Origin of the sequence: Mycobacterium sp. smrl_JER01, assembly GCF_048513595.2 — a bacterium.
Taxonomy (GTDB): Bacteria; Actinomycetota; Actinomycetes; order Mycobacteriales; family Mycobacteriaceae; genus Mycobacterium.
Map to the genome: position 1 here is coordinate 284,084 of NZ_JBLXXK020000001.1, position 24,916 is coordinate 308,999.

The window sequence follows — 24,916 nt, forward strand, 5'->3', positions numbered from 1 at the left end:
GGAGGGCGCCGTATGGGCCACTACAAGAGCAACATCCGCGACCTGGAGTTCAACCTCTTCGAGATGTTTGCGCTGGAAAAGGTACTCGCCAGCGGCGAATTCGGTGACCTCGACGCCCCGTCGGTGCGCGAGATGCTCCAGGAGGCGGCCAGGCTCGCCGAAGGCCCGCTGGCCGAGGCATTCGCCGAGACCGACCGCCATCCGCCGTCCTTCGATCCGGCCACCCATGTGGTCACCATCCCCGAACCGTTCAAACAGTCGTTCCGGGCCTGGCACGACGCCGAATGGTTCCGCGTCGGCATGGCCGAAGCCATCGGTGGGGTGCCGGCACCGTCGATGCTGGAGTGGGCGATCAACGAACTGGCTCTCGGTGCCCAACCGGCGGTCTTCATGTACTCGGCCGGGCCGAAGATGGCCGACATCCTCAACGCGATCGGTAATGAGCAGCAACGGCATTGGGCCGCGCTGATGATCGAGCGCAATTGGGGTGCGACGATGGTGCTCACCGAACCCGACGCCGGCTCCGACGTCGGGGCCGGCCGCACGAAGGCCGTCGCGCAGCCCGACGGTACCTGGCACCTCGACGGGGTGAAACGTTTCATCACCAACGGCGACACCGATGACCTGTTCAAGAACATCCTGCACGTCGTGCTCGCCAGGCCGGAGGGCGCCGGACCGGGAACCAAGGGCCTGAGCCTGTTCCTGGTGCCCAAGTTCCACTTCGACCCGCAGACCGGCGAACCCGGGGAACGCAACGGGGTCTTCGTCACCGGGCTGGAACACAAGATGGGACTGAAGGCATCGGCCACCTGTGAGCTGACCTTCGGCCAGCACGGAGTTCCTGCAGTCGGGTACCTGGTCAACGACACCCACAACGGCATCGCCCAGATGTTCAAGGTGATCGAGTACGCCCGGATGATGGTGGGCACCAAGGCGATGGCCACGCTGTCGACCGGCTACCTGAACGCGCTGGAGTACGCAAAGACCCGGGTTCAAGGTGCGGACATGACGCAGATGACGGACAAGGCCGCACCGCGCGTCACCATCATCCACCACCCCGATGTGCGACGCGCGTTGCTGATGCAGAAGGCGTATGCGGAGGGCTTGCGGGCGCTCTACCTGTACACCGCCGTGCACCAGGACGGGGTGGTCGCCGACATCGTCTCGGGCGCCGACGCGTCGATGGCCGGCCGCGTCAACGACCTGCTGCTGCCGATCGTCAAGGGTGTCGGTTCCGAACGTGCCTACCAGTGCCTGACGGAGTCCCTGCAGACCTTCGGCGGTTCCGGATTCCTGCAGGACTACCCGATCGAACAGTACATCCGTGATGCCAAGATCGATTCCCTCTACGAGGGCACCACGGCCATCCAGGCGCAGGACTTCTTCTTCCGCAAGATCGCCAGGGACCAGGGCGGTGCGCTGCTGCATCTGGTGACCGCGATACGCGGGTACCTCGACGACCCGTCGGGCCGAGACGAGTTGCACGCCGAGCGGGCACTGCTGGCAACGGCCGTCGACGACGTCCAGGCGATGGTCACGGCGATGACCAAATACCTGGTCGACTCGCAGGAGAACCCCAGCGAGCTTTACCGGCTCGGACTGGAATCGGTGCCGTTCCTGCTCGCGGTCGGGGACCTGCTGTTGGGATGGCTGCTGTTGCAGCAGGCCCAGACCGCGTTGGCCGCGCTGGATCACGACGTCAGCGAGCGGGACCGTGCCTTCTACAGTGGCAAAGTGGCCACCGCGAAGTTCTTCGCCCGCAACGTGTTACCGCAGCTGACCGCGCAGCGCACCGTGCTGCAGGCGGTGGACCTGACCGCGATGGAGCTCTCCGAAGCGGGCTTCTAGATCGGGGCAGCTCCCCGCCCGGCCGACGACATCGTGTTCGTGTCGAGTCGGCGGGCGCGGTGAGTTCCGCCGGTGGCGGCGGTCTACACCCACATGAGCGATGACCAGACCGAGATCACCCGAACCGTCGTCGCGTGGGTCGAGGCGATCCGGGCCCGCGATATCGACGGCGTCGTCGCGGCCCACGCCGACGACATCGTGATGTTCGACGTGCCGCCGCCACACGACGGGATCCGCGGAATCGTCGAATATCGGCAATCCTGGCCACCGTTCTTCGAATTCCTCGCCACCGGAGCGACATTCGAACTGGCGAACCTCGATGTGGTCACCGGGGATCGAGTGGCCTACGCGTACGCGCTGCTGCGGTGCGGTCGGCCCGAGTTCCTTGCAACCAACCCGGGTAACCGCCTGCGCCTCACACTGGGCCTACGAAAGGTGGACGGGCGCTGGTTGATCGCGCATGAACACCATTCGTTCGCGACCACCGACTGAGGACGGGCGCCGCCTTGCGGCGGAACACCCGGGGGTGACTCAGGCCGACGGGGTGTACCCGAAGGGCAGCAGGATGCTCTTGGGCTCGCAGTATGCCTCGATGCCCTCCCAGCCGTTCTCGCGGCCGATGCCGGAGTTCTTGAAGCCGCCGAACGGCGCACACGGGTCGAACGCGTACATGTTCACCGCGTAGGTCCCGGTACGGATGCGCCGCGCGATCTTCAACGCCCGGTCGTTGTCGGTGGTGTACACCGAGCCGGCAAGCCCGTAGACCGAGTCGTTGGCGATCCGCACCGCGTCCTCCTCGTCCTCATAGGGGATCACCGACAGGACCGGACCGAAGATCTCCTCCTGCGCGATCGTCATCGAGTTGTCGACATCGGCGAATACGGTCGGCTGGACGAACCAGCCGCTGTCGAGGCCCTCGGGCCGGCCGCCGCCGGTGACCACCCGCGCGCCTTCCTCGATGCCCTTCTCGATGTAGCCCTCGACCCGGTCCCGCTGCTTCTCGCTGATCAGGGGACCGATCATGGCGGCGGGATTGTCCGGCAGGCCGGCCTGCATCCCGGCCGCGGCCGCGGCCAACTTCTCGACGACCTCGTCGTAGCGCGAGCGCGGTGCCAGGATCCGGGTCTGCCCGACGCAGGCCTGACCGGAGTTCATCAGTCCGGAGAACACCAGCATCGGCAGCGTGGAATCCAGGTCGGCGTCCTCCAGGATGATGGCGGCGGATTTCCCGCCGAGCTCCAGCGTGCACGGCTTGAGCCGGTCGGCCGCGATCTTGGCGATCTCCTTGCCGACACCCGACGATCCGGTGAACGTGTACTTGTCGAGGTTGGGGTTGGCGGTCAGCGCCTGACCGGTCTCCGGGCCGCCCGGCACGATCGACAGCACGCCCTCGGGCAGACCGGCCTCGGCGAACATCTCGGCCATCGCGAACACCGACAGCGGTGTCTCCGACGCCGGCTTGAGCACGAGCGTGCAGCCGGCCAGCAGCGCCGGGCCCAGCTTGTTCGCGGCCAGGAAGAACGGGACGTTCCACGCCGTGACGGCACCGACGACACCGACCGGTTCGCGCACCACCAGAGTCTGGCCGTAGACACCGTCGCGGATGTCCTGCCAGGTGAACTTGTCGGCGGCCCCGGCGTAGAACTGGAACGCCGACATCGCCGCGCCGTACTGCATCATGTCGACGATGGTCGGCGGCTGGCCGGTCTCGGCGGCGAGCAGGAATTTCAGCTCGTCGCCGCGCTCCTCCATGATCTTGACGGCACGGCCCAGGATCTCGGCGCGCTCGGCCGGCGACATCTGGGGCCAGGGACCCTCGTCGAAGGCCTTGCGGGCCGCGGCGCAGGCCGCGTCGACGTCGGCGGCCGAGGCCAGCGGCACCTTGCCCACCAGCTCGCCGGTGGCGGGGGAGTGCACCTCGATCACGTCCGAGGTGGCCGGCTCGACCCATTTACCGCCGATGAACAGCTTGTCCCACTCGGTCCTGAACGCGGTGCTCTGTGTCATGTCGCTCCTTGCGTGCGCGATTGGTCTCCGTGCGCGCGCGGTGGCATGTCGCTGCCTGCGTGCGCGATGTCGTCACCGTCACACTACCGACGGAACGGCGAAACGAGAACCTGTTGCAGTACAGCCGTCAAGAAGGCCGCAACACCAGCACCAGATTGCTCACCAGAAATTCCCGGACTCCGGGTAGCTGCGTCACTCCCCACGCCCATCGCGGGTGGTAGCGGGGAAATGCGGCGACCAGTGCGCCGGTCCCGGCCGCCCAGCGCAGGCCCGCGGCGACCGACACCGCGAACAACGACGATCCGTAGTCGTTCTTGGGCCGGTGGCCGTGCTTGCGGGTGTAGCGCTCGGCGGCGCGACGTCCGCCCAGGTAGTGCGTCAATCCCATCTCGTGCCCGCCGAACGGACCCAACCACACCGTGTAGGACAGCACGACCAGCCCACCGGGCCGGGTGACCCGCAGCATCTCGTTGCCGAGCGCCCACGGGTCGCGGACATGTTCGGCGACGTTGGACGACAGGCACACGTCGACGCTGTCGTCGACGAACGGCAGTGCGGTCCCCGAGGCCCGCACGAACGTTCCGGCCGGGTCATGGCTGCGCGGGGCGGCGGCATGCATCTCGGCGGGGTCGGGTTCGACGCCGATGTAGTGCATACCGGCGTCGGTGAATGCCGACGCGAAGTATCCGGGTCCGCCGCCGACATCGAGCAACACCAGCCCTGCTGACGGCGTCCCGACGGTCGAATGCCACAGGTCAGCGACCAGCCCGACGGTGTCGGCGGCCAACGCGCCGTAGAAACGGTCCGGTTCGCGCTGCTCGAAGCGGAACGCTGCGAGCAGACGAACCGACCGGGCCAGCGTCGCCCGGTCGGCGAAGCGATCGGTAGCTGCCACCCGGACACCCTACGCAGACCTGCCGCTACGCTGGCGGGGATGTCTGACCTGCCCGTCCGCTCGGTGTTGCTGCTCTGTTGGCGTGACACCGGCCACCCCCAGGGCGGCGGCAGCGAAACCTACCTGCAGCGCATCGGGGCCCAGCTCGCCGCCGCAGGTACCCGGGTCACGCTGCGCACCGCGCGCTATCCCGGTTCCGCGCGCCGGGAGACCGTCGACGGTGTGCGCATCCAGCGCCGGGGCGGGCCGTACACGGTGTACGTCTGGGCGGGGCTGGCGATGGCCGCCGCCCGCATCGGCCTGGGCCCGATGCGCCGGGTCCGGCCCGACGTCGTCATCGACACCCAGAACGGGCTGCCGTTCCTGTCCCGACTCGTCTACGGCAGGCGCACCGTGGTGCTGGTGCACCACTGTCACCGCGAGCAGTGGCCGGTGGCCGGGCCGGTGATGAGCCGCATCGGCTGGTTCGTCGAATCCCGGCTCTCCCCGCGCCTGCACCGGCACAACCAGTACGTCACGGTGTCGCTGCCGTCGGCTCGCGACCTGGCACTGCTCGGTGTGCGGTCGGAGCGGATCGCGGTGGTGCGCAACGGTGTCGATGCAGCGCCCGAAGGCACCCTGACCGTCCCACGTTCTGCGACGCCGCGGGTGGTCGTGCTGTCCAGGCTGGTGCCGCACAAGCAGATCGAGGACGCGCTGGACGCCGTGGCGCGGCTGCGGGTTCGGATCCCCGACCTGCATCTGGACGTACTCGGCGACGGCTGGTGGGCGCAGCGGCTCGTCGACCATGCGAACCGGCTCGGGATCTCTGACCTGGTCACCTTCCACGGGCATGTCGACGATGCCACCAAACACGCTGTGTTGCAGCGCAGTTGGGTGCACATCCTGCCGTCGCGCAAGGAGGGCTGGGGACTGTCGGTGGTCGAGGCGGCCCAGCACGCGGTGCCGACCATCGGCTACCGCTGCTCGGGTGGACTCACCGATTCGGTGGTCGACGGCGTGACCGGCATGCTGGTCGACGACGGCGACGAACTGGTCGACAGCCTGGAGCGGCTGCTGCGTGACCATGTGCTGCGCGAACAGTTGGGCGCCAAAGCCCAGGTGCGCAGCGGCGAATTCTCCTGGGATCAGAGCGCCGACGCGTTGCGCGCGGTACTGGACTCGGTGCGCGCGGGCCGTCCGGTCAGCGGCGTCATCTGAGCTCGGATCCGTCAGGACGGCAGCCGGGTTCTGCCCGTCGAGGTCTGCCGGCGCCTGCCCAGTACCAGCCCCAGGAGTCCGATGCCGAGTTGGGTGAGCCACACCGCGTGTGCCGCGAGCAACAGGGGCCGATGGGGTGAGGGTGCGGTGTCGCCGCCCACGTCGTACACCGTCAGATCGTCGTCGGAGTAGGCAACCGGAAGTCCGAGTTCCGGCGCCGGACCTGCCTGATTTTCGATGACGACCCAGCCCACCCCCGCCGCGGCGAGCTCTTCGGCGCCGGCGCCGGACACCAGCAGCCGCTGCACCGCGCGGGCCCGGATTCCCTCACCCGGCACGGTCTGCCCGGCGATGAGCAGATCACCGGTGCTCAGCACGTCGGGGCGAAGCCAGCGCGGCAACGGGTCCAGCACCGGCGCCGTCCCGGCCCACCGGAATCGTCGCATGCTGTCGACGGGCAGTACGGCAACCGGCGCCGGGCGCGCGTTGATGATCGATGCGGCAGCCTGCCAACCCGGCGGGTACTGCACCGACCTGACCTGCCCTCCGACGCCCCAGGCGAGATCCGGCAGCGTGGCGACCAACGCGGCGCAGAACACCGTCGCAGTGGCCACCGAGGGCAGGCGAGGGCGCAACGCGATCACCGCGCCGGCACCGGCGAGCGCGTAGGGGGGCATCGCCAGCGCCACCCACTTCTGCCCGTCGCGGACGACCCCGAGACCGGGCACGGCGCCGATCACCGCCTCGGCGGCCGCCAAACCCGGTCCGGTGGCCATCAGCGCCGGCACCACCACGGACACCACCGCGAGGATCAGTAGCGGCGGCGCGGTGCGGCGACGGACCAGCACCGTGGCCCCCACCGCCACCAACGCCAGCAGCACTGACGTCGACGCCACCGCGAAAAGCGTTGTCCGGGAGGCAGGTCCCGCCTCGGCATTCCATATACCGCCGAGACCGGCCAGGCTGCCGAAGGTGCCCAGACCCGGCTCCGCCCGCGCGGCGAATGCCTCGATCCCGGGCCGCTGGTCCACCGCGCCGGCCCAGCCGCCGGCCACCGCCGACGCGACCAGCCACGGCACCGCAGCCGTCGCCGCGGCTGCCAGGCTTGCGCCGGCACACCACCACCGCGGCCGGCCGGTGCCCGGAGCCAGCGCACCTGCGAGGGCGACCGTCGCAGCCAGCATCAGCCCGGTCGGGGTCAACCCGGCCAGCGCCACCCAGAACAGCAGCGCCCCGACCCTGCCGAGCTCGCCTTGGGTGCGGTCCGGCCGTCCGCCGTCCGCCGCGCCGCGCAGGGACAGCACCGTCGCCGCGACCCACGGCAGGCACCCGTATCCCACCAGCAGGCTCCAGTGGCCCTGCAGCAGCCGCTCGGCGACATACGGATTCCAGATCGCGACGGTGACCGCCACCAGCTGGCCGGTCGGCCCGGCGTCGGGCAGGCACAGCACCACCAGCCGCGCGGCGCCCCAGCCGGCCAGCCACAGGCCCAACACCAGCAGCGCCTTGACCACGACGCCGCCGTCGACCAGCGCCGAGGCCAGCGCCACCGCGAAATCCTGGGGAAGTGCGCGCGGCGCAGCCTCGGTGAGTCCCAGCGCCGCGTCGGTCAGATAGGACCGCGGGGTGGACACCGCGTCACGCAGCAGCAGATACCCGGGAGCCAGCAGCGGCGCGGTCACGCCCAGCGTCAACGCCAACGCGTAACCCGGCGCGATCAGTGCGCGCCATCGAAGCGCCGGAATCGACGCGATCAGACCGGTCTGTCCGGCGGCAGGTCGGACGGTCGCTGGGCGGGTAGCTTCTCGGTCTTGGCCTCCGCGCCGGGCACCGGTTCGTCGTCGTCGCCACGCCGGCCGAAGAACCGGTTGCCGGTGTCATCGAGGCCGGGATCGATCAGCTGGGACTCGGCCCGGAGGCTGAACGAGCCCAGCAGCGCGCCGCCGACCAACGCGACCAGACCCAGGGCGGTGAACGTGATCGGCAAGATGCGTCCCCACAGCGACACCCGGTCGCGCTCGTCCTGCGCGGCGGCGACCTGCGCTTCGACCGTTTCCTCGGTGGAGGTCACCGTGTAGTCGACGAACGTGACCTCGGGCTCCAACGCCTCGCGGGCGTAGTAGTGGAATCCGCGGTCGGTCTCCTTGACGATCGTGCCCGAGACCGGGTCGACCCAGAACGTCCGCTGCGCGGCGTAATACCGCGTCATGGTGATCATCTCCTCGGGGTCGCCCTCGAGGCCCCACAGCGCGGCCCGCGCCGTCACCTGGCTGTCGGCGTCGTCGTCGTAGAGCGACGCGTACCGGACCGGTTCGACGAGTTCGCCGTCGGCGTCGAAGCCGACGTTCTGGGTGAACCGGTACGTGGTCAGGCCGTTGACGTCCTCCTCGCCCGCGTAATTGGCATCGAAAGCCTCCTGCGCGATCGGGTCGAAGACCGGGTAGGTCCTCTTCTCGGTGTCGAACGGGAACCGGTAGGCCAGCCCCTCGTGCGGCAGCGCGATGTTCGTCGGCGGGTTCTCCTCCTCGATGGCGCGCGGTCTCTGCACCGAGCCACCGGGGTTGGTCTCGCTGGACACCGCCAGCGCGGTCGAGCGATCGACCGTCACCGTGTCGACCATGGCCAGCAGCAGTCCGTTGTCCTGCTGCTGATCCGAGCGCCGCAGCGACGTGCCGACCTGCAGTGTGACGACATCGGCGTTCGCCGGGGACTCCACGCTGATCTGCTGCTGCATCACCACCGGAACGTCCTCGTCGACGACGAACCGTTCACCGAGCAGTGACGCCGGCTCGAACGCGGTGCCGGTCCCGTCGCTGACCAGGGTGGCATCGGTGTCGAGCGGAATCTTGGAGATCTTGCCCTGGGTGTAGGTGGACAAGAGCAGCGCAGCGATGAGCAGGGCAGCTCCGAGGCCCATGATTCCGCACGCGGCGATCCTCAGCGCAACTGCGCGGTTCAATACCGTGTCTCCCTTCGCGCGCCGCCACGGACGTGGCGGTGGCGGCGCCAGCCAGACGCCCAAAAGTCCGTTCGACCCTAACAGCACAGATTAAGGTCGTCGCTTACGCCGAGACGTTCGCCGGCAGCGCAGGACTACCCGTTCATCCACAGGATTGCACTTCACCGGCGGGATTGCGCGCGGTGGTCGTGATGCGGGCACACTGTTCGGCGTGACCGACACCGACACCGGGCGCGACGCCGGCGCCGTCGGCGGGACCCGTGGGTTCCTCCCCGCCGTGGAGGGTATGCGCGCCTGCGCGGCGATCGGGGTCGTCGTCACCCACGTCGCCTTCCAGACCGGGGAGAGCGGCGGTGTGGTCGGCCGGGTACTCGGTCGCTTCGACCTGGCCGTCGCGGTGTTCTTCGCGTTGTCGGGATTTCTGTTGTGGCGCGGTCACGCCGCGGCGGCACGCGGGCTGCGGGAGCGTCCGGAGACCGGGCACTATCTGCGGTCGCGCATCGTGCGGATCATGCCGGGCTATCTGGTCGCGGTCGTGGTCATCATGACGTTGCTACCGGATGTGAACGCCGACTTCACGGTGTGGCTGGCCAATCTCACGCTGACGCAGATCTATGTGCCGCTGACGTTGACCGCGGGCCTGACCCAGATGTGGAGCCTGTCGGTCGAGATGACCTTCTACCTGGTGTTGCCGATGCTGGCACTGCTGGCGCGCCGGCTGCCGGTGCGGGCCCGCATCCCGGTGCTGGTGACATTCGCCGTGGCGAGCCTGTTCTGGGTGCACATCCCGTTCGACCCGGACTCCGGGCACAACCTGTGGAACTGGCCGCCGGCGTTCTTCTCGTGGTTCGCCGCGGGCATGGTGCTGGCGGAACTGACCGTCAGCCCGGTCGGCTGGATGCACCGGATGGCCCGCCGGCGGGTGCTGATGGCCGCCGTCGCGGCGACGGCGTTCCTGGTGGCGGCGTCGCCGCTGGCCGGCCGGGAGGGGCTGCATCCCGGCTCGGTCGCACAGGTGACCCTGAAGACCGCGATGGGCGCGGTCGTGGCGGGGGCGCTGCTGGCCCCGCTGGTGCTCGACCGCCTCGACACCTCACACCGCATCCTGGGCAGTCCCGTCATGGTGACGCTGGGCCGCTGGTCCTACGGGTTGTTCGTCTGGCATCTGGCCGCACTGGCGATGGTGTTCCCGATGATCGGCGCGTTCCCGTTCAACGGGCACTTCACCGTCGTGTTGGCGTTGACGGTGTTGTTCGGTTTCGCCATCGCCGCGGTCAGCTACGCGCTGGTGGAGTCGCCGTGCCGGAACGCGTTGCGCCGCTGGGAGCGGCGCAACCACCCGACGCCGCTGGACTCTTCGGTCAGCGACGAGGTCGAGCCCGCCCGGGCTCGGTGAACGGGACCGGTCGTCGATCAGGTCGCGCGGCCTGGGCGACCGTCCCCCGGTTCCGGGAACGTCACCAGCGAGGTTGCCACCGCGACGACCGACAGCAGCGCGAGCAACTGCACCCCCGGCGAGTGCCCGGCGTATCCGTCCACCGAGCGCCACGGGTTCTGGCTCAGGACGGCGCCGGCCAGGATGAGACCGAATGCCGCGGTGCCCACCGTGACCGCGTCGCACAGGTGCTGCCGTCGACGCAGCAGATAGCGCCCACCGACCGCGGCGGCCGCCACCAGAACCCCGCCTGCTCCCGCGATCACCGCGGCAGCGGCGATCGCGGCGGCGCCGACCCCGAGCGGACGCGGGCGCCACGGCTGGGCGGCCGGCCCGGGACGGCCGGGACGACGTGCAGGGACGAAGGCGAGCGCCAGCAGTAGCGGCAGCAGCGCCAGCCCGCCGATCAGCCCGGCGCGGTAGGTGGCGTCGGATGCGAAGTCCAGCGTGAGGGTGCCCGCGGTGCCGGCTGGCAGCACCCAGCCCTGCTGCCACCCGTTGACGGTGACGGAGGTCAGCGTCTGGCCGCCCTCGGTGCGTGCCACCCACCCCGGGTTGGCGCTCTCCGGTACCACCAGCACCCGCGAGGTGTCCGACGCGTCCACCGTGACCTGCCGCGCGACACTGGTCCACCGATCGACGGTGACCGCCGAGGTTGTCGCCGGGCGCACCTCACCGGCCCGCGGAGTCGACAGCTGGACACCGTCGACGATCAACGTCGAGCCGGGGCTGACCACCAGTTCCTGCTGCCCGGCCGGCAATGGGATGGGTTCGCCACGGCACGCCCGGGCCGGGATCGGGCTCCCGTCGAGCAGCGCGCCGACCGTGGTGGACACCGAAGTCTGGATGAACTCACCCGCCACGCCGATGACCGGGCCGCGCCCACACGGCAGGGTCACCGCGCGGGTGCGGTTGGCCGTCGCGTCGGCCGCACCGATCGGCACCCCGCGCTCGTCGAGCATGACCACCTCGGCCAGGCCAGGTGGCTTGAGCTGATCGAAACCCAGTGCGGTGCGGTCGATCACGTCGTCCCAGTCGAGCAGCGCGATGGTGACGGTATCGGTGACCCGTGGGTGCAGCCGGAACGTCTCGGTTCCGGCGGTCATGCGCCGCACCTGCGGCCCGTCGCCGAGATCGACGGCGATCAGCGTCGGATGCGCGGGCAGCGGGGATCGGCTCGGGGTGACCCGGATAGCCGAAACCTCGCGCGGTTGTGGAAGTTTGAGCTGCAACTCCGGCGGTGTGCGGGGCTGCACAGTGCGCTGCGGGGCGGTCCAGGAGGTGCCGGGATCCCCGTCGGTGGCCGCATACGCCGAACCCAGGACGTCGATCGGGTCCGCGTCGCCGAAGGCTCGGCTGGTTTCCGGCTGCGCGATGAGGTCGGCCAGGTTGGGGCCCTGGCGGGCCCGCACCCACACCGTCGGGATCACCGGGGTCGGTTCGGGCACGGTCAGGGTGCGGCTGAGGTTCACCGGCTCCTCGGCCGCCAGCGCCATCGCCGCGGAGCACCGGGTACCGGTCGGACTCTCTGCGCAGCCGGCTCGTCCCAGCAATTCCGATCCCAGATCCCATTGGGCGACAGCGGAATCCGGTGGTGGTCCGGGAACGTCGACGGTGTGCCGCAGGTTCACCGGGTGGGCGAAGCCGTTGGCGTCGTACTGGGTGACGCTGAGATCGGTGATACCGAACTGCACGCCGGGTGAACCGTCGTCGGTTCCGGTGGCGGTGATCCGTACCCACGGCGACTCGCCGTAGGGCAACGCCACGGTCAGCGGTTCACCTGCGTTCTCGAACCGGACGGTGCTGGTGCCGTTGACCGTCGACACCTCGATCCGCCGAACCTGCGCACCCACCGCGGTGGCGCTCGGGGTGATGGTCAGCGTGGCGTTGGTGACGGGACGATCGAAATCCACCTGCAGCCATTGCCCCAGCGCGGTCTGCAACGCGTTGGACACCCAGCTCGTCGACGAATCGCTGTCGATGGCGGCGGGCGGCCCGGAGGACGGTGACACGTTCGGCAGCGCGGTGGCATCCGAGGCGGCGCTGGACACCGACACCCGGCCCCCGTCCCACTGCCCGTACACCAGGTCGGCGCCGGTGGCGGGATAATCGGGCACTCTGTTGAAGGTGTTGCGCGGATCGTCGGGACCGCGGATGGCCGACGAGTGGTCGTCGACACGGCCGTAGTCGGTTTCGCGCGCCGTGGGCGTGTCGGTGACCGTCACCAGGGGGACCGCCAACCCGGACCGGACGGCATCCTGGGTCAGCAGCATCGGCCCCAGGGGTGGCTGCCCGGCCAGCCGCCGTCGCTCGTCGAGCCGCAGCAGCACCTCGGGGCCGCCGTCCACCCGGGCCATCGAATCAGCCTCGGCCAGATAGGGTTTCATCGAACCCGCGGGGTCGACCCGGTAGATCTCCACCGCTGGGTAGCGGGGACGCAGCCCGCTGTCGCTGACGAACCCGGCCAGGGTGCCCGGGCCGACCGGATCGCCGAACTCGGCGACCTTGGTCAGCCCCGGCGACCCGTCGATCGCGCGGTGCACCATAATCGGTCGGGCCGACCGCGAGGTCTCCGGATCCAGGTCGTTGCGTACCACCACGTAGGAGATGCCCTGGCGGGCCAGGGTGTCGGCCAGACCCGCCGATGGCCGCCCCGCGGCGAACAGGCGCTGAACCGAGTCCAGCGCGCGGATCGTCTCGGGTGGGGTGAGCGGAATGGAATCCCTTACTCCCCAAGCGCTTTCGCCCAGCACCTGCAGGGGTTCGTCGTGGCTGTTGCCCCAGAGCTGGGTGGCGAACGGCGCCCCGGGGGCGACGAGCACCCTGCCTTCGACGTTGTTCTCGTCCAGCCAGGCCGCCGCCTCGTGCCAGTAGGAGGGGATGCCGTCGAATGCGCCGGGCGGGGTGAGACGTCCGGTCCAGGCCAGCGAGGTGGCCGCGGTCAGCGCGGCCAGCAACACGATGCCGACCGCCACCCGTTTGTCGTTCTCGGGGTGGGCGAACGCGTCACGCCACACCCGCCGTGGTGCGCTGCCCGGTAGCGGCACCCGCCCGAGCAGGTGCGCCAGCCCCAGGGCGATCGGCAACCGCAGCAGCGGTTCCAACTTGTGCAGATTGCGCAGCGGGGTGCCGTCGGCGTCCAGGAACGCCTGCACCTGGTGTGCGATCGGAGACCCCAGCCCGCCGGAATAGCCGGCACCGAGCAGCACCACCCCGATCACCAGCATCGTGACCAGCCGGCCCCGGGCCGGCATGGACACCAGCGCAAGACCGGCCAGACCGCCCGCCGCCACCAGAGCGGTGGCCAGCACCGCCACCGAACCGGTCACCAGCGGTGCGCCGGCGGTGGCACTCGGTGCAACGTACGGCGTCCAGGCCCCGGTGCCGCGCAGCATCTCGGTCAGCGACATCCACTGGGTCGTGACACCGGAGGACTCGATGAAGTCGAGGAAGGGTGGGCTGATCCGGCCCAGATGCAGCAGGGCGACGACCCACCAGGTCACCGCAAGCGCCACACACGGCAGCCACCACGCCACAAAGCGGCGCCAGGTGCGGTTGGGCCGGTGGCACAGCAGCCAGACCACCGCGCACAGACATGCCGTCAGCGTCGCGACGGCGTTGACGGCCCCCATCAACGCGACTGCCAGCGCCGAGCGCGCGGCGAGTATCCGGACCCGGGGATCGCCCCGGTCCCCGACGGTGGGGTCGCGCAGGGCGAGGATCACCGGCAGCAGCACCCACGGCGCGAGCATCATCGGCAAGGTCTCCGAGGAGATCGCGCCCATCGTCGTCAGTACCCGCGGCGACAGCGCGAACGCCAGCGCACCGATCGCCCGCGCCGTCGTGGTACCGATACCCAGCGCTTCGGCAACGCGCAGCACGCCCCAGAACCCGGCGACCAGCAGCAGCGCCCACCACAGCCGCTGGGTCACCCATCCCGGCACCCCGAGCAGGTCGCCGGCCAGGAAGAAGGTGCCGTGCGGGAACAGATACCCGTACGCCTGGTTCTGCGCCTGCCCGAACGGCAGCTCGCTGTTCCACAGGCTGAACGCGCGCGTCAGGAAGCGCAGCGGGTTGGCGGTGAGATCGAGCTTGGTGTCGGGGGAGATCTGGCCTGGTGACTGGGCGAAGGTCAGGACCAGCGCGGCCGCCGCGGCCGGCCACAGCCAGCGCCGCGACAGCGGCTCGATCAGTTGGGGTTCGGGGGGCAGGAGCGTAGCGACCGGGACTCTAGGTTCGGTCGCCGTACTCGACCCTGTTGAGCACCGATGACGCCGGATCGCCCGCCTGCAGCGGAGGCCTGGTGTCCTGCTGCACCATCAGCGTCACCCCGAAGACGGCCGCCGCACCGAGCAGCAGGCCGACGACGATGCTGGCTGCAGCGGGCACGAGGAACCGGTCCATGCGGCCAACCTAGCACGGTGGTCCGTCGCGCCTGGGCGTCCGCGAGCGGCGCAATCGGGGTGGGCGTCCGCGAGCGGCGCAATCGGGGTGGGCGTCCGCGAGCGGCGCAATCACGGCTCGGGTGGCACGATCAGCACCGGGCGGTGCCCCCGACGCAGCACATGGTCGGCCACGCTGGACTGCAGAAGAGACCGCAACCCGGTGGTGGCCCGGGTTCCGGTGACGATCAGGTCGGCGTCGAGGTCGTCGGCGGCCTCGATGATGGTCTGCCACACCGTGAAGGTGACCGCCCGGCGCATCGGTTCGGCGGGAAGTCCGGCGGCCACCGCGAGTTCCAGACCCTCGTCGTTGATCCGCTGAGCTTCGGCGAGCGCGATGTCGATCTCGTCGTCATCGCTCGGATCCGGCGGTCCGTCAAGGTCGTAGTCGTAGCCTCCCGGGTTGTCACCCCGGTCCATCGGCGACCACACGGTCAGCACCACGGCGCGGTCGGCGGTGAGGAACTGGCCGGCGTACTGTACGGCGCGACGCGCGGTCGGCGACCCGTCGAAGGCGATGACCATCACTGTCTTCCTGTCCCGTGCTGCGGGGCCGGGCATCGACGCTCCTGTTCTTCGCTCCTCGTACCGACAGAATATTGGGTCGAAGGTGCGCGGCGGGCACCTTCGGGTGGCGTGCCCACCCGGGACGTGATCGCGGGCGCCGCTGCCGTTAGGGTCAGGACGTATGGCTGCGCGACGGAACGTCCCGAAAGCTCTCGTCGGTGTACTGGCGGCGTCGGCGCTGCTTGCGGGCTGCACCACACCCGCCGATTCCGAGCCGCCCGCCCCCCGGGCGACGCCGTGGATGGCGGTCGGCCCAGCCCCCGCCCCAGCAGCGCCGGCGCCGGCCGTGCCGGCGTGCGGCGACCCGGCGGCCATCGTCGCGGCGATGTCCACCCGCGACAAGCTGGCTCAGCAGCTGATGGTCGGCGTGACCGGTGCCGCGGACGCGCGCTCGGTCGTCGACAACCACCGGGTGGGCGGCGTCATGGTCGGCAGCTGGAGCGACCTGTCGATGCTGTCGGACAACTCGCTGGCCGGTATCGCCGCCGACGCCACGCCGTTGCCGCTGGCGGTCAGTGTCGACGAGGAAGGCGGCCGGGTGTCGCGGCTGTCCGGCCTGATCGGTGCCCAGCCGTCGCCGCGCCGGCTGGCAGCCTCCAGCACCCCCGAGCAGGTGTACCAGGTCGCGCTCGACCGGGGCCGCAAGATGCGCAGCCTCGGCATCACGATCGATTTCGCTCCGGTCGTCGACGTCACCGACGCCCCCGACGGGACCGTGATCGGGGACCGGTCGTTCGGCGCCGATCCGGCGGTGGTCACCGATTTCGCCGGTGCATACGCTCGCGGCCTGCGCGACGCCGGTCTGCTGCCGGTGCTCAAGCATTTCCCCGGCCACGGCAGCGGTGACGGGGACTCGCACACCGGCAGTGTCGTGACGCCGCCGCTGGCCGAACTGCAAGCCGACGACTTGGTCCCGTACCGGACCCTGACCGCCCAGGCGCCGGTCGGCGTCATGGTCGGCCATCTGGAGGTCCCCGGTCTCACCGGCAGTGAGCCGGCCAGCCTCAGCCCGCCTGCCTACGCGCTGCTGCGGTCCGGCAACTACGGCGGCCCGCCGTTCACCGGTCCGGTGTTCACCGACGACCTGTCCGGGATGCAGGCGATCACCGACCGTTTGGGCGTTGCCGACGCCGTCCTGCGCAGTCTGCAGGCCGGCGCCGACGTCGCGTTGTGGCTGACCACCGCGGAGGTGCCCGCAGTGCTGGACCGGCTCGAACAGGCCGTCGCCGCCGGGGAACTGACCATGCCCCGCATCGACGAGGCCGTGATGCGCATCATCGCGATGAAGGGGCCCTCTCCGCGCTGCGGCGGCTGACCCGTCGGTCAGTGCTTACCCTGTGATAAAACTTTCGTCGCTTATCGGTCAGGAAGGCACGCGTATGGCAGGTGGGACCAAGCGGTTGCCGCGTGCCGTCCGCGAGCAGCAGATGCTCGATGCCGCGGTGGAGATCTTCTCCGTGAACGGCTACCACGAGACCTCGATGGACGCGATCGCCGCCGAGGCACAGATCAGCAAACCGATGCTCTACCTGTACTACGGCTCCAAGGAGGAGCTGTTCGGCGCCTGTCTGAACCGTGAGCTGGGCCGGTTCGTCGACGAGGTGAACAGCAACATCGACTTCACCGCGGCGCCCAAGGAGTTGCTGCGCACCGCGGTGCTGGCGTTTCTCAAGTACATCGACGCCCACCGCGCGTCGTGGATGGTGCTCTACACCCAGGCCACCAGCTCGCAGGCGTTCGCCCACACCGTGCGTGAGGGCCGCGAGCGCATCATCGAACTCGTCGGCCGGCTGCTGCGCTCGGGCACGCGGCACCCCGAGCCGGACACCGATTTCGACATGATGGCCGTGGCACTCGTCGGTGCGGGGGAGGCGATCGCCTCGCGGGTGAGCACCGGCGACGCCGACGTCGACGAGGCGGCCGAGCTGATGATCAATCTCTTCTGGCTGGGTCTCAAGGGGGCGCCGTCCGCTTCGCTGGACGCCGAAGCCACCGACGCCACGGCCGTCATCTCAAGCTAGCGACCGTCGCCGACAGGTGCGGGTAGCCCTTCGTCAGATGGCGCAGCGTCAGATCCCAGCCCTCGGAGGTGCGGTTCACGTACAGCCCGGCCCGCGCGGGCAACACCACCGGCTTGGCGAACCGCACCGAGTACGTGACCGCGTCGGGGAGCTGGCCTTCGACGTTGGCCAGCACCGCCGCGGCACTGAACATGCCGTGCGCGATGACCGTCGGAAATCCGAACAGCTTGGCCGCGAGGGCGTTGGTGTGGATCGGGTTGTGGTCCCCGCCGGCCGACGCGTAGTGCCGGATCCGCCCGGGGGTGATGTGCAGCACCGCGTTCGGCGGTGGCAGTTTCGGCGGCTTCTGCGGCGGCGCCTTCGGCTCACCGGACAGACTGGTGCGCTGCTGATGCAGGAACGTCGTCACCTGGTGCCAGGCCAGTTCGTTGCCGACGCTGACATCGGTGAGGATGTCGACCAGCAGTCCCCGGCGGTGTTCGCGCATGTTCTCCGCGTGCACGCGCACCGAGACCGTGTCGGTCACCGCGATCGGGCGGTACTGGGTGATGTGGTTCTCCAGGTGCACCGAACCCATTGCGGCGAAAGGAAAGTCGAACCCGGTGATCAGCGACATCACGGTCGGGAACGTCAGCGCGAACGGATAGGTCAGCGGCACCTCGTTGCCGAAACGCAGACCGGTGACGTTGGCGTATTCGGCGACGTCGACCGCATCGATGCTCAGATCGTCGACGGTCAGGGTGCGGGCGGGCAACGTGTCACCGCGCCGCACGATCGGCAGCGCGCCGACCGCCGCCAGCACGAGATTCTTCAGCCCTGAGGGCTGCTGATCACTCATGCCTAGGCCCCCAACATGGCCTGGCCGCACACCCGGATGGTGTTGCCGGTGACGGCATTGGAGCCCGGGCTGGCGAAGTACGCGATCGCCTCGGCGACGTCGACCGGTTGGCCGCCCTGGAACAGCGAATTGAGCCGTCGGCCGATCTCACGGGTGGCCAGCGGAATGGCGTCGGTCATCTTGGTCTCGATGAAGCCGGGGGCGATGGCGTTGACCGTGATGTTCTTCCCGGCGAACTGCGCCGCCAACGCGTCGGTGAGCCCGATCATGCCGGCCTTGGTCGCGGCGTAGTTGGTTTGTCCGCGGTTGCCGGCGATACCTGCCATCGACGACAGTCCGATGATCCGGCCGCCGTCCCCGATCAGGCCGTCGCCCACCAAACCCTCGGCCAGACGAAGCGGCGCAAGCAGATTCACCGCGATCACCGAATCCCAGCGAGACTCGTCCATGTTGGCCAGCAGCTTGTCGCGGGTGATGCCTGCGTTGTTGACCAGGATGTCGAGTCTGCCCTCGTAATGTTCGCGGACGTGCTCGGCGATGCGGTCGACGGCGTCGGCCGCGGTGACGTCCAGGGCCAGCGCGGTGCCGCCGATCTTCGTCGCCAGCTCGGCGAGGGCTTCGGCGGCATTCTCCATGTCCACGGCGATGACCTTGGCGCCGTCACGGGCGAACACCTCGGCGATCGTCGCACCGATACCGCGGGCGGCGCCGGTCACCACGGCGACCTTGCCGTCGAGCGGCTTGTCCCAATCGGCGGGCGGGGTCGCGTCGGCGGCGCCCACATGGAAAACCTGGCCGTCGACATAGGCCGACTTCCCGGACAGGATGAAGCGCAGCGTCGATTCCAGGCCGGTCGCGGCGGGTTTGGCGTCGGCCGACAGGTAGACCAACGCGGCGGTGGACCCGTTGCGCAATTCCTTGCCCAGCGACCGGGTGAAACCCTCCAGGGCGCGCTGCACGGTGCGCTCGTGCACGGTGGAGGTCTCCTCGGGGGTGGTGCCGATCACCACGACGCGACCGGACCGTCCGAGGTTGCGCAACAGCGGGGTGAAGAACTCGTAGAGGCCCTTGAGACCCTCGGGTTCGGTGATGCCGGTCGCGTCGTAGACCAGCCCCCCGAACGAATCGGCCCAACGCCCGCCCAGATTGTTGGCGACCACGTCGTAATCGTCGGCCAGCGCATCACGCAGCGGCTCCACCACCCGGCCGGACCCACCGATCAGCAGGGAACCCGACAGCGGCGGGTCACCCGGCCGGTAGCGGCGGAGCTGTTCGGGCTGCGGGACCCCGAGCTGTTTGGCGAGGAACGAGCCAGGTCCGGAGTTGACGACTTGGGAGAGAAGATCGGAAGCCACAGTGCTGCCTTTCTGGTGACCTGGGTACGAGATCCGGGTAGTTCTACTTCGACGCTGATGGGGTTACCCATCACCGTTACATCCCTCACGAACTTACTCCAGAGTAAGAACCGTGGGTAGTATGACCCTCGACACCCCATGAGCAAGCCGGGAGGCAGACGTGGCTGACAGCAAGACAACGCGCCGGGTAGCGGTTCTCGGCGGTAACCGGATTCCGTTCGCGCGTTCGGACGGCGCCTACGCCAAGGCATCCAACCAGGACATGTTCACTGCGGTGCTCGACGGTCTGGTGGACCGCTTCAACCTGCACGGCGAGCGATTGGACGCGGTCATCGGCGGGGCGGTGCTCAAGCACAGCCGCGACTTCAACCTGATGCGCGAATGCGTGCTCGGCAGCTCGCTGTCGTCCTACACCCCGGCGTTCGACCTGCAGCAGGCCTGCGGGACCGGGCTGCAGTCGGCGATCGCCGCCGCCGACGGTATCGCGATGGGTCGCTACCAGGTCGCCGCGGCCGGCGGCGTGGACACCGCCTCGGACGCACCCATCGCCTTCGGTGACGATCTGCGCGGCGTGCTGCTCGGTTTGCGGCGGGCAAAGTCCAACGTTGAGCGGCTCAAGCTGGTCGGCAGGCTCCCGGCCGCTCTGGGCATCGAGATTCCGGTGAACAGCGAGCCACGTACCGGGATGTCGATGGGCGAGCACGCCGCGGTGACCGCCAAGGAGATGAAGATCAAACGCGTCGACCAGGACGAGCTGGCCGCCGCGAGTCACCGCAACATGGCCGCCGCCTACGACCGCGGCTTCTTCGACGACCTGGTCACCCCGTTCCTCGGGATCTACCGGGACAACAATCTGCGGCCGGACTCGTCGCCGGAAAAGCTGGCGAAGCTCAAGCCGGTCTTCGGGGTCCGCAACGGCGACGCCACCATGACGGCGGGCAACTCCACCCCGCTGACCGACGGCGCCTCGGTGGCGCTGCTGGCGTCGGAGGAGTGGGCCGCCGAGCGTTCGATCCCGGTGCTGGCTTATTTCGTCGACGGGGAGACCGCGGCGGTGGACTACGTCAACGGCCGCGACGGCCTGTTGATGGCACCGACCTATGCCGTGCCGAGGCTGCTGGCCCGCAACAACCTGACGTTGCAGGATTTCGATTACTACGAGATCCACGAAGCGTTCGCGTCGGTGGTGCTGGCGACGCTGGCGGCCTGGGAGTCCGACGAGTACTGCAAGGAGCGGCTGGGACTCGCCGGGGCCCTCGGCGCGATCGACCGGTCCAAGCTCAACGTCAACGGCTCGTCGCTGGCCGCCGGGCACCCGTTCGCCGCGACCGGCGGGCGCATCGTCGCCCAGCTGGCCAAGCAGCTCGCCGAGAAGAAGGCCGAGAATTCCGGGCCGACCGGGCGCCCCGTGCGCGGCCTCATCTCGGTGTGCGCCGCAGGTGGGCAGGGTGTGACGGCCATCCTGGAGGCCTGAGCCGGGCGCGGGAAAAAACTTTCCGGATCGCTGTAACGCCCATCGCCAGTGCGTCGATACATGGGATAGCTCCGTGTTGCCGTCTGACCCCCCGACCCGACGGCAACACGGGGCACTAACTTTGAGGACATGCAGATCAGCATGTTCGGACAGATCAGCGGGCTCGGCGGCAATCCGATCGACGCCACCATCGCCTATCTTTCCCAGTTGCGCGACGAGGGCTTCGCCCGGGTCTGGATGAGTCAGCTGCCCAATGAGGCGGATCTGCTCACCGTGCTGGCGGTGGCTCTGCACGAGGTGGACACCATCGAGGTCGCCAGCGGCGTGGTGCCGATCCAGAACCAGCACCCCATGCAGCTGGCCCAACGCGCATTGACCGTCAGCGTGGCCTCGGGCGGGCGTTTCATCCTCGGGCTCGGCATGAGCCACGCCGCCGTCACCGAGGGCATGTGGGGTATCCCCTGGGACAAGCCGGTCCGTCGCCTCAACGAATACCTGGACGGGCTGTTGCCGCTGCTGGCGGGCGACCCCGCCGACGCGACGGGTGAGACCGTCACCACCCGCGGTGCCCTGGCGATCCCCGGCGCGGCGCGTCCGGATGTCTACATCGCCGCACTCGGTCCGCAGCTGCTGCGACTGGCCGGCCGGCGCACCTCGGGCACCTGCACGTGGATGACCGGACCGAAGACGCTGCGCGAACACGTCAGCCCGGCCTTGCGGCAGGCCGCGGCGGACGCGGGCAGACCCCAGGACGCGGTGCGCGTGGTGGCAGCCCTACCGATCGCGGTCACCGACGACGTCGCCGCGGCACGAGAGCGGGCCGCTGAGCAGTTCGCGATGTACGGCACCCTGCCGTCCTACCGCGCGATGCTGGACCGCGAGGGCTACGCCGGTCCCGAGGACGCCGCGATCATCGGCGACGAGACGACAGTGCGTGACCGGCTGGCCGAACTGCGGGACGCCGGGGTCGACGAGTACGTCGGCGCGACGTTCGACAGCTCCGAGGAGGGCAGAGCACGCACGCGCGCCCTGCTCCGAGACGTCGACGGTTCGGTGTGACCGCTCGGGGACGGGCACTCCCGTCGCCGAATTTTCCGTCGCTCACCCCTGTTGCGTGGATCACAGTAGGCGTAGACTTTCGGGCACGACGGGTTCGGGAGTGACTGATCCGAAGAGCCGACAAGGGATGAAAGTCGGACGCGCGAGAGATAAAGAGACGCACCCAGGTGTCCTCCCGAACCCGCCCTCATGTCGCGGACACGGTGCGAAGTCGGGGCTTGTGACGCGAGTGCACAGTAAAGCCGGGCGCACTGCCCACGGATGCGTTGTCGCAGTGCGCGGTGCCCACGGGCACGTTGTCGACGTGTCCGGTACAGAGCAGCGATGACGGTCCTCAGCGTCCTGCAGCTGCTCGCCTTCGTGGCCTTCCTGGGATTGCTCGGGTACGCGGTGGTGGCGCCGCGGGAGGCGAACCCGGCGAAGCGAAGCCGTACGACGCGGCTGTACTCGGGGCTGGCGATGACCGCCGGCGCCGCATTTTTCGCCGCACTTGCCGTCGACCGGCTCGGTTGGTCGCGCTACCTGCTCGGCGGTATCGCTGTCGGCTTCCTCGCCGCGGGACTCGTCGCGGTCGCCAAGAGCCGGGCCGCGAAGTAGCCCCGCCCCGGCGCCGTGGCACCCCGACCCGCCTGACCGATCCACGTAGTGCAGAGGTCTACTCGCACTTCCCCTGCACAACGTGGATCGGTGCGATCGATGGGCCCGTCCTCCGTGCCGGCCGGCGGGAGAGGGCCGTGAACGGGACGTGGACGGGACGTGGACGGCGCAGAAGCCCGGCGGCGGCCGATCGCCCCCGGCGCACGGTGGAAGTGCTGCACCGCAACGCAAGACGCCCCCGGGAAGAGTCCGGGGGCGTCCTGGCTGTACGGAAGAGGCGGTTCTTCTAGAAGGCTGCCTCGTCCAGCTCCATGACCTCGTTGTCGAGGTTGTCGATGATGGACCGGGTGCTGGTGAGCAGCGGCAGGAAGTTCTTCGCGAAGAACGACGCCACCGCGACCTTGCCCTCGTAGAAGGCCCGGTCGTCACCGGACGCACCGGCGTCGAGCTTCTCGATCGCCACCGCAGCCTGCTGCTGGAGCAGCCAGCCGATGACCAGGTCGCCGACGCTCATCAGGAAGCGCACCGACCCCAGGCCCACCTTGTAGATGCTCTTGGGGTCCTCCTGCGAGGCCATCAGGTAGCCGGTCAGCGACGCGGCCATGCCCTGCACGTCCTCCAGCGCGGTGGCCAGCAGAGCCCGCTCTGCTTTGAGCCGACCGTTGCCGGCCTCGGCCTTGACGAACTGCTCGATCTGGCCGGCCACATGCGACAGGGCCACACCCTTGTCGCGGACGATCTTGCGGAAGAAGAAGTCCTGCGCCTGGATGGCCGTGGTGCCCTCGTAGAGCGAGTCGATCTTGGCGTCGCGGATGTACTGCTCGATCGGGTAGTCCTGCAGGAATCCCGAGCCGCCGAAGGTCTGCAGGCTCTCGGTGAGCTTGGCGTAGGCCTGCTCGGAGCCCACACCCTTGACGATCGGCAGCAGCAGATCGTTCACCTTGACCGCCAGCTCCGGCTCGATGCCATACAGCGTCGTGGCCACTTCCGCGTCCTGGTGGGTCGCGGTGAACAGGTACAGCGCGCGCAGACCTTCGGCGTAGGCCTTCTGGGTCATCAGCGAGCGGCGCACGTCCGGGTGATGGGTGATAGTCACGCGCGGTGCGGTCTTGTCGGTCATCTGGGTCAGGTCGGCGCCCTGGACTCGCTCCTTGGCGTATTCCAGCGCATTCAGATAGCCGGTCGACAGCGTCGCGATGGCCTTGGTGCCCACCATCATTCGAGCCTGCTCGATGACGTCGAACATCTGCGCGATGCCCTCGTGCACCTCGCCGACGAGCCAACCGACCGCCGGCGTGCCGTGCTGTCCCAGCGACAGCTCGCAGGTCGCGGAGACCTTGAGTCCCATCTTGTGCTCGACGTTGGTGACGAAGACGCCGTTGCGCTCGCCCGGTTCGCCGGTTTCGGGATCGAAGAGGAACTTCGGCACGAAGAACAGCGACAGACCCTTGGTGCCCGGACCGGCGCCCTCGGGGCGGGCCAGCACCAGGTGCATGATGTTCTCGAACAGATCGTCAGAGTCGGCCGAGGTGATGAAGCGCTTCACGCCGTCGATGTGCCAGGTGCCGTCGGGCTGCTGGACTGCCTTGGTACGTCCGGCGCCGACGTCGGAACCGGCGTCGGGCTCGGTGAGAACCATCGTCGAACCCCAGCCGCGTTCGGCGGCCAGCATGGCCCACTTCTTCTGCTCCTCGGTGCCGAGGTGATAGAAGATGTCGGCGAAGCCGGCCCCCATCGCGTACATGTACACGGCGGGGTTGGCGCCCAGGATGTGCTCCTGCAGGGCCCACGACAGTGCGCGCGGCATCGGCATGCCGCCGAGCTCCTCGCTGACACTGATCTTGTCCCAGCCGCCGTCGATCACGGCGCGCACCGACTTCTTGAACGACTCCGGCAACGTCAGCGTGTGGGTCTTGGGGTCGAAGACGGGCGGGTTGCGGTCACCGTCCTCGAAGGAGGCGGCAACCGGTCCCTCGGCAAGGCGAGCCATCTCGGCCAGCATCTCCGCGGCGGTGTCGGGGTCCAGATCGGTGTAGCTGCCCTGGCCGAGCGCCTTGTCGACGCCGAGGACCTCGAACAGGTTGAATACCTGGTCACGGACATTGCTCTTGTAATGGCTCACGGGTTCCTCCTCATCGAGAACGCCACCTTCGGTTGGGTACTTGTCGGCTAAGTTACCCACCAGTAACTGATGCTGACTATACCGTCCGGTAACGTCA

General features: G+C 69.2%; 19 protein-coding genes. 9 read left to right on the forward strand and 10 right to left on the reverse strand.

What is annotated here, in order from left to right:
* Nucleotides 1-12: 12 nt before the first annotated feature.
* Both ACNUDN_RS01415 and ACNUDN_RS01420 read left to right on the forward strand, forming a co-directional pair.
* The gene (locus tag ACNUDN_RS01415; protein WP_419120280.1) at nt 13-1,848 is read left to right on the forward strand and encodes an acyl-CoA dehydrogenase; all 1,836 of its coding nucleotides are present in this window, start codon (nt 13-15) and stop codon (nt 1,846-1,848) included.
* A gap of 93 nt (nt 1,849-1,941) precedes the next feature.
* Nucleotides 1,942-2,340 carry a YybH family protein gene (locus ACNUDN_RS01420; protein WP_419120281.1) on the forward strand — a complete coding sequence of 133 codons (399 nt, stop codon included), beginning with the start codon at nt 1,942-1,944 and terminating at the stop codon, nt 2,338-2,340.
* A gap of 39 nt (nt 2,341-2,379) precedes the next feature.
* Here ACNUDN_RS01420 and ACNUDN_RS01425 read toward each other — a convergent pair whose 3' ends face one another.
* Nucleotides 2,380-3,855 (reverse strand): aldehyde dehydrogenase, encoded by a 1,476-nt coding sequence (locus ACNUDN_RS01425; protein WP_419120282.1) that lies wholly within the window; start codon nt 3,853-3,855, stop codon nt 2,380-2,382.
* Between the two features lie 127 nt (nt 3,856-3,982).
* A complete protein-coding gene (locus tag ACNUDN_RS01430; protein WP_419120283.1) occupies nt 3,983-4,750 on the reverse strand; it encodes a class I SAM-dependent methyltransferase in 768 nt (255 codons plus the stop codon).
* A gap of 39 nt (nt 4,751-4,789) precedes the next feature.
* Here ACNUDN_RS01430 and ACNUDN_RS01435 point away from each other — a divergent pair, with 39 nt between their 5' ends.
* A complete protein-coding gene (locus tag ACNUDN_RS01435; protein ID WP_419120284.1) occupies nt 4,790-5,950 on the forward strand; it encodes a glycosyltransferase family 4 protein in 1,161 nt (386 codons plus the stop codon).
* 11 nt (nt 5,951-5,961) lie between these two features.
* On the opposite strand, the gene ACNUDN_RS01440 is transcribed toward ACNUDN_RS01435, so the two are convergent.
* Nucleotides 5,962-7,668: an MmpA family trehalose lipid delivery protein gene (locus ACNUDN_RS01440; RefSeq protein ID WP_419124969.1), complete on the reverse strand. Its 1,707-nt coding sequence runs from the start codon at nt 7,666-7,668 to the stop codon at nt 5,962-5,964.
* A 35-nt stretch (nt 7,669-7,703) separates the two neighbouring features.
* On the reverse strand, nt 7,704-8,909 hold the full coding sequence (gene pgfA, locus ACNUDN_RS01445) for a cell envelope lipid trafficking protein PgfA (RefSeq protein WP_419120285.1): 1,206 nt from the start codon (nt 8,907-8,909) through the stop codon (nt 7,704-7,706).
* Between the two features lie 286 nt (nt 8,910-9,195).
* Between pgfA and ACNUDN_RS01450 the strand changes: the two genes are divergently transcribed.
* Nucleotides 9,196-10,305, forward strand: a complete 1,110-nt coding sequence (locus ACNUDN_RS01450) for an acyltransferase family protein (protein WP_419124970.1) — start codon at nt 9,196-9,198, stop codon at nt 10,303-10,305.
* Between the two features lie 17 nt (nt 10,306-10,322).
* Here ACNUDN_RS01450 and ACNUDN_RS01455 read toward each other — a convergent pair whose 3' ends face one another.
* The 3 genes from ACNUDN_RS01455 to ACNUDN_RS01465 form a co-directional block, all read right to left on the reverse strand.
* On the reverse strand, nt 10,323-14,534 hold the full coding sequence (locus ACNUDN_RS01455; protein WP_419124971.1) for an alpha-(1->3)-arabinofuranosyltransferase: 4,212 nt from the start codon (nt 14,532-14,534) through the stop codon (nt 10,323-10,325).
* Nucleotides 14,535-14,574: 40 nt separating this feature from the next.
* A complete protein-coding gene (locus ACNUDN_RS01460) occupies nt 14,575-14,748 on the reverse strand; it encodes a DUF2613 domain-containing protein (protein WP_003889056.1) in 174 nt (57 codons plus the stop codon).
* A 110-nt stretch (nt 14,749-14,858) separates the two neighbouring features.
* Nucleotides 14,859-15,347 (reverse strand): universal stress protein, encoded by a 489-nt coding sequence (locus tag ACNUDN_RS01465; protein WP_419120286.1) that lies wholly within the window; start codon nt 15,345-15,347, stop codon nt 14,859-14,861.
* Nucleotides 15,348-15,474: 127 nt separating this feature from the next.
* Between ACNUDN_RS01465 and ACNUDN_RS01470 the strand changes: the two genes are divergently transcribed.
* Nucleotides 15,475-16,668: a glycoside hydrolase family 3 N-terminal domain-containing protein gene (locus ACNUDN_RS01470; protein WP_419120287.1), complete on the forward strand. Its 1,194-nt coding sequence runs from the start codon at nt 15,475-15,477 to the stop codon at nt 16,666-16,668.
* A 64-nt stretch (nt 16,669-16,732) separates the two neighbouring features.
* The gene (locus tag ACNUDN_RS01475; protein ID WP_419120288.1) at nt 16,733-17,374 is read left to right on the forward strand and encodes a TetR/AcrR family transcriptional regulator; all 642 of its coding nucleotides are present in this window, start codon (nt 16,733-16,735) and stop codon (nt 17,372-17,374) included.
* Here the strand turns inward: ACNUDN_RS01475 and ACNUDN_RS01480 are convergent.
* Nucleotides 17,361-18,212, reverse strand: a complete 852-nt coding sequence (locus ACNUDN_RS01480) for a MaoC/PaaZ C-terminal domain-containing protein (protein ID WP_419120289.1) — start codon at nt 18,210-18,212, stop codon at nt 17,361-17,363. The genes ACNUDN_RS01475 and ACNUDN_RS01480 overlap by 14 nt on opposite strands.
* A 2-nt stretch (nt 18,213-18,214) precedes the next feature.
* A complete protein-coding gene (locus ACNUDN_RS01485) occupies nt 18,215-19,567 on the reverse strand; it encodes a 3-oxoacyl-ACP reductase (RefSeq protein ID WP_419120290.1) in 1,353 nt (450 codons plus the stop codon).
* A 160-nt stretch (nt 19,568-19,727) separates the two neighbouring features.
* Between ACNUDN_RS01485 and ACNUDN_RS01490 the strand changes: the two genes are divergently transcribed.
* From ACNUDN_RS01490 to ACNUDN_RS01500, 3 genes are all read left to right on the forward strand, one after another.
* Nucleotides 19,728-21,041 carry an acetyl-CoA C-acetyltransferase gene (locus ACNUDN_RS01490; protein ID WP_419120291.1) on the forward strand — a complete coding sequence of 438 codons (1,314 nt, stop codon included), beginning with the start codon at nt 19,728-19,730 and terminating at the stop codon, nt 21,039-21,041.
* A 129-nt stretch (nt 21,042-21,170) separates the two neighbouring features.
* A complete protein-coding gene (locus tag ACNUDN_RS01495; RefSeq protein WP_419120292.1) occupies nt 21,171-22,100 on the forward strand; it encodes a TIGR03564 family F420-dependent LLM class oxidoreductase in 930 nt (309 codons plus the stop codon).
* Nucleotides 22,101-22,424: 324 nt separating this feature from the next.
* Complete coding sequence (locus tag ACNUDN_RS01500; RefSeq protein WP_419120293.1) at nt 22,425-22,697, forward strand: hypothetical protein; 273 nt, start codon at nt 22,425-22,427, stop codon at nt 22,695-22,697.
* Nucleotides 22,698-22,983: 286 nt separating this feature from the next.
* Here the strand turns inward: ACNUDN_RS01500 and ACNUDN_RS01505 are convergent, their stop codons facing one another.
* Complete coding sequence (locus ACNUDN_RS01505; RefSeq protein ID WP_419120294.1) at nt 22,984-24,819, reverse strand: acyl-CoA dehydrogenase; 1,836 nt, start codon at nt 24,817-24,819, stop codon at nt 22,984-22,986.
* Nucleotides 24,820-24,916: the final 97 nt, after the last annotated feature.

What these genes read in the sequence shown, in the direction of transcription:
- ACNUDN_RS01415 (WP_419120280.1), top strand. Translation starts at nt 13, where the DNA reads ATGGGCCACTACAAGAGCAACATCCGCGACCTGGAGTTCAACCTCTTC.
- ACNUDN_RS01420 (WP_419120281.1), top strand. Translation starts at nt 1,942, where the DNA reads ATGAGCGATGACCAGACCGAGATCACCCGAACCGTCGTCGCGTGGGTC.
- ACNUDN_RS01425 (WP_419120282.1), bottom strand. Translation starts at nt 3,855, where the DNA reads ATGACACAGAGCACCGCGTTCAGGACCGAGTGGGACAAGCTGTTCATC.
- ACNUDN_RS01435 (WP_419120284.1), top strand. Translation starts at nt 4,790, where the DNA reads ATGTCTGACCTGCCCGTCCGCTCGGTGTTGCTGCTCTGTTGGCGTGAC.
- ACNUDN_RS01450 (WP_419124970.1), top strand. Translation starts at nt 9,196, where the DNA reads ATGCGCGCCTGCGCGGCGATCGGGGTCGTCGTCACCCACGTCGCCTTC.
- ACNUDN_RS01460 (WP_003889056.1), bottom strand. Translation starts at nt 14,748, where the DNA reads ATGGACCGGTTCCTCGTGCCCGCTGCAGCCAGCATCGTCGTCGGCCTG.
- ACNUDN_RS01465 (WP_419120286.1), bottom strand. Translation starts at nt 15,347, where the DNA reads ATGCCCGGCCCCGCAGCACGGGACAGGAAGACAGTGATGGTCATCGCC.
- ACNUDN_RS01470 (WP_419120287.1), top strand. Translation starts at nt 15,475, where the DNA reads ATGGCTGCGCGACGGAACGTCCCGAAAGCTCTCGTCGGTGTACTGGCG.
- ACNUDN_RS01475 (WP_419120288.1), top strand. Translation starts at nt 16,733, where the DNA reads ATGGCAGGTGGGACCAAGCGGTTGCCGCGTGCCGTCCGCGAGCAGCAG.
- ACNUDN_RS01480 (WP_419120289.1), bottom strand. Translation starts at nt 18,212, where the DNA reads ATGAGTGATCAGCAGCCCTCAGGGCTGAAGAATCTCGTGCTGGCGGCG.
- ACNUDN_RS01495 (WP_419120292.1), top strand. Translation starts at nt 21,171, where the DNA reads ATGCAGATCAGCATGTTCGGACAGATCAGCGGGCTCGGCGGCAATCCG.
- ACNUDN_RS01500 (WP_419120293.1), top strand. Translation starts at nt 22,425, where the DNA reads ATGACGGTCCTCAGCGTCCTGCAGCTGCTCGCCTTCGTGGCCTTCCTG.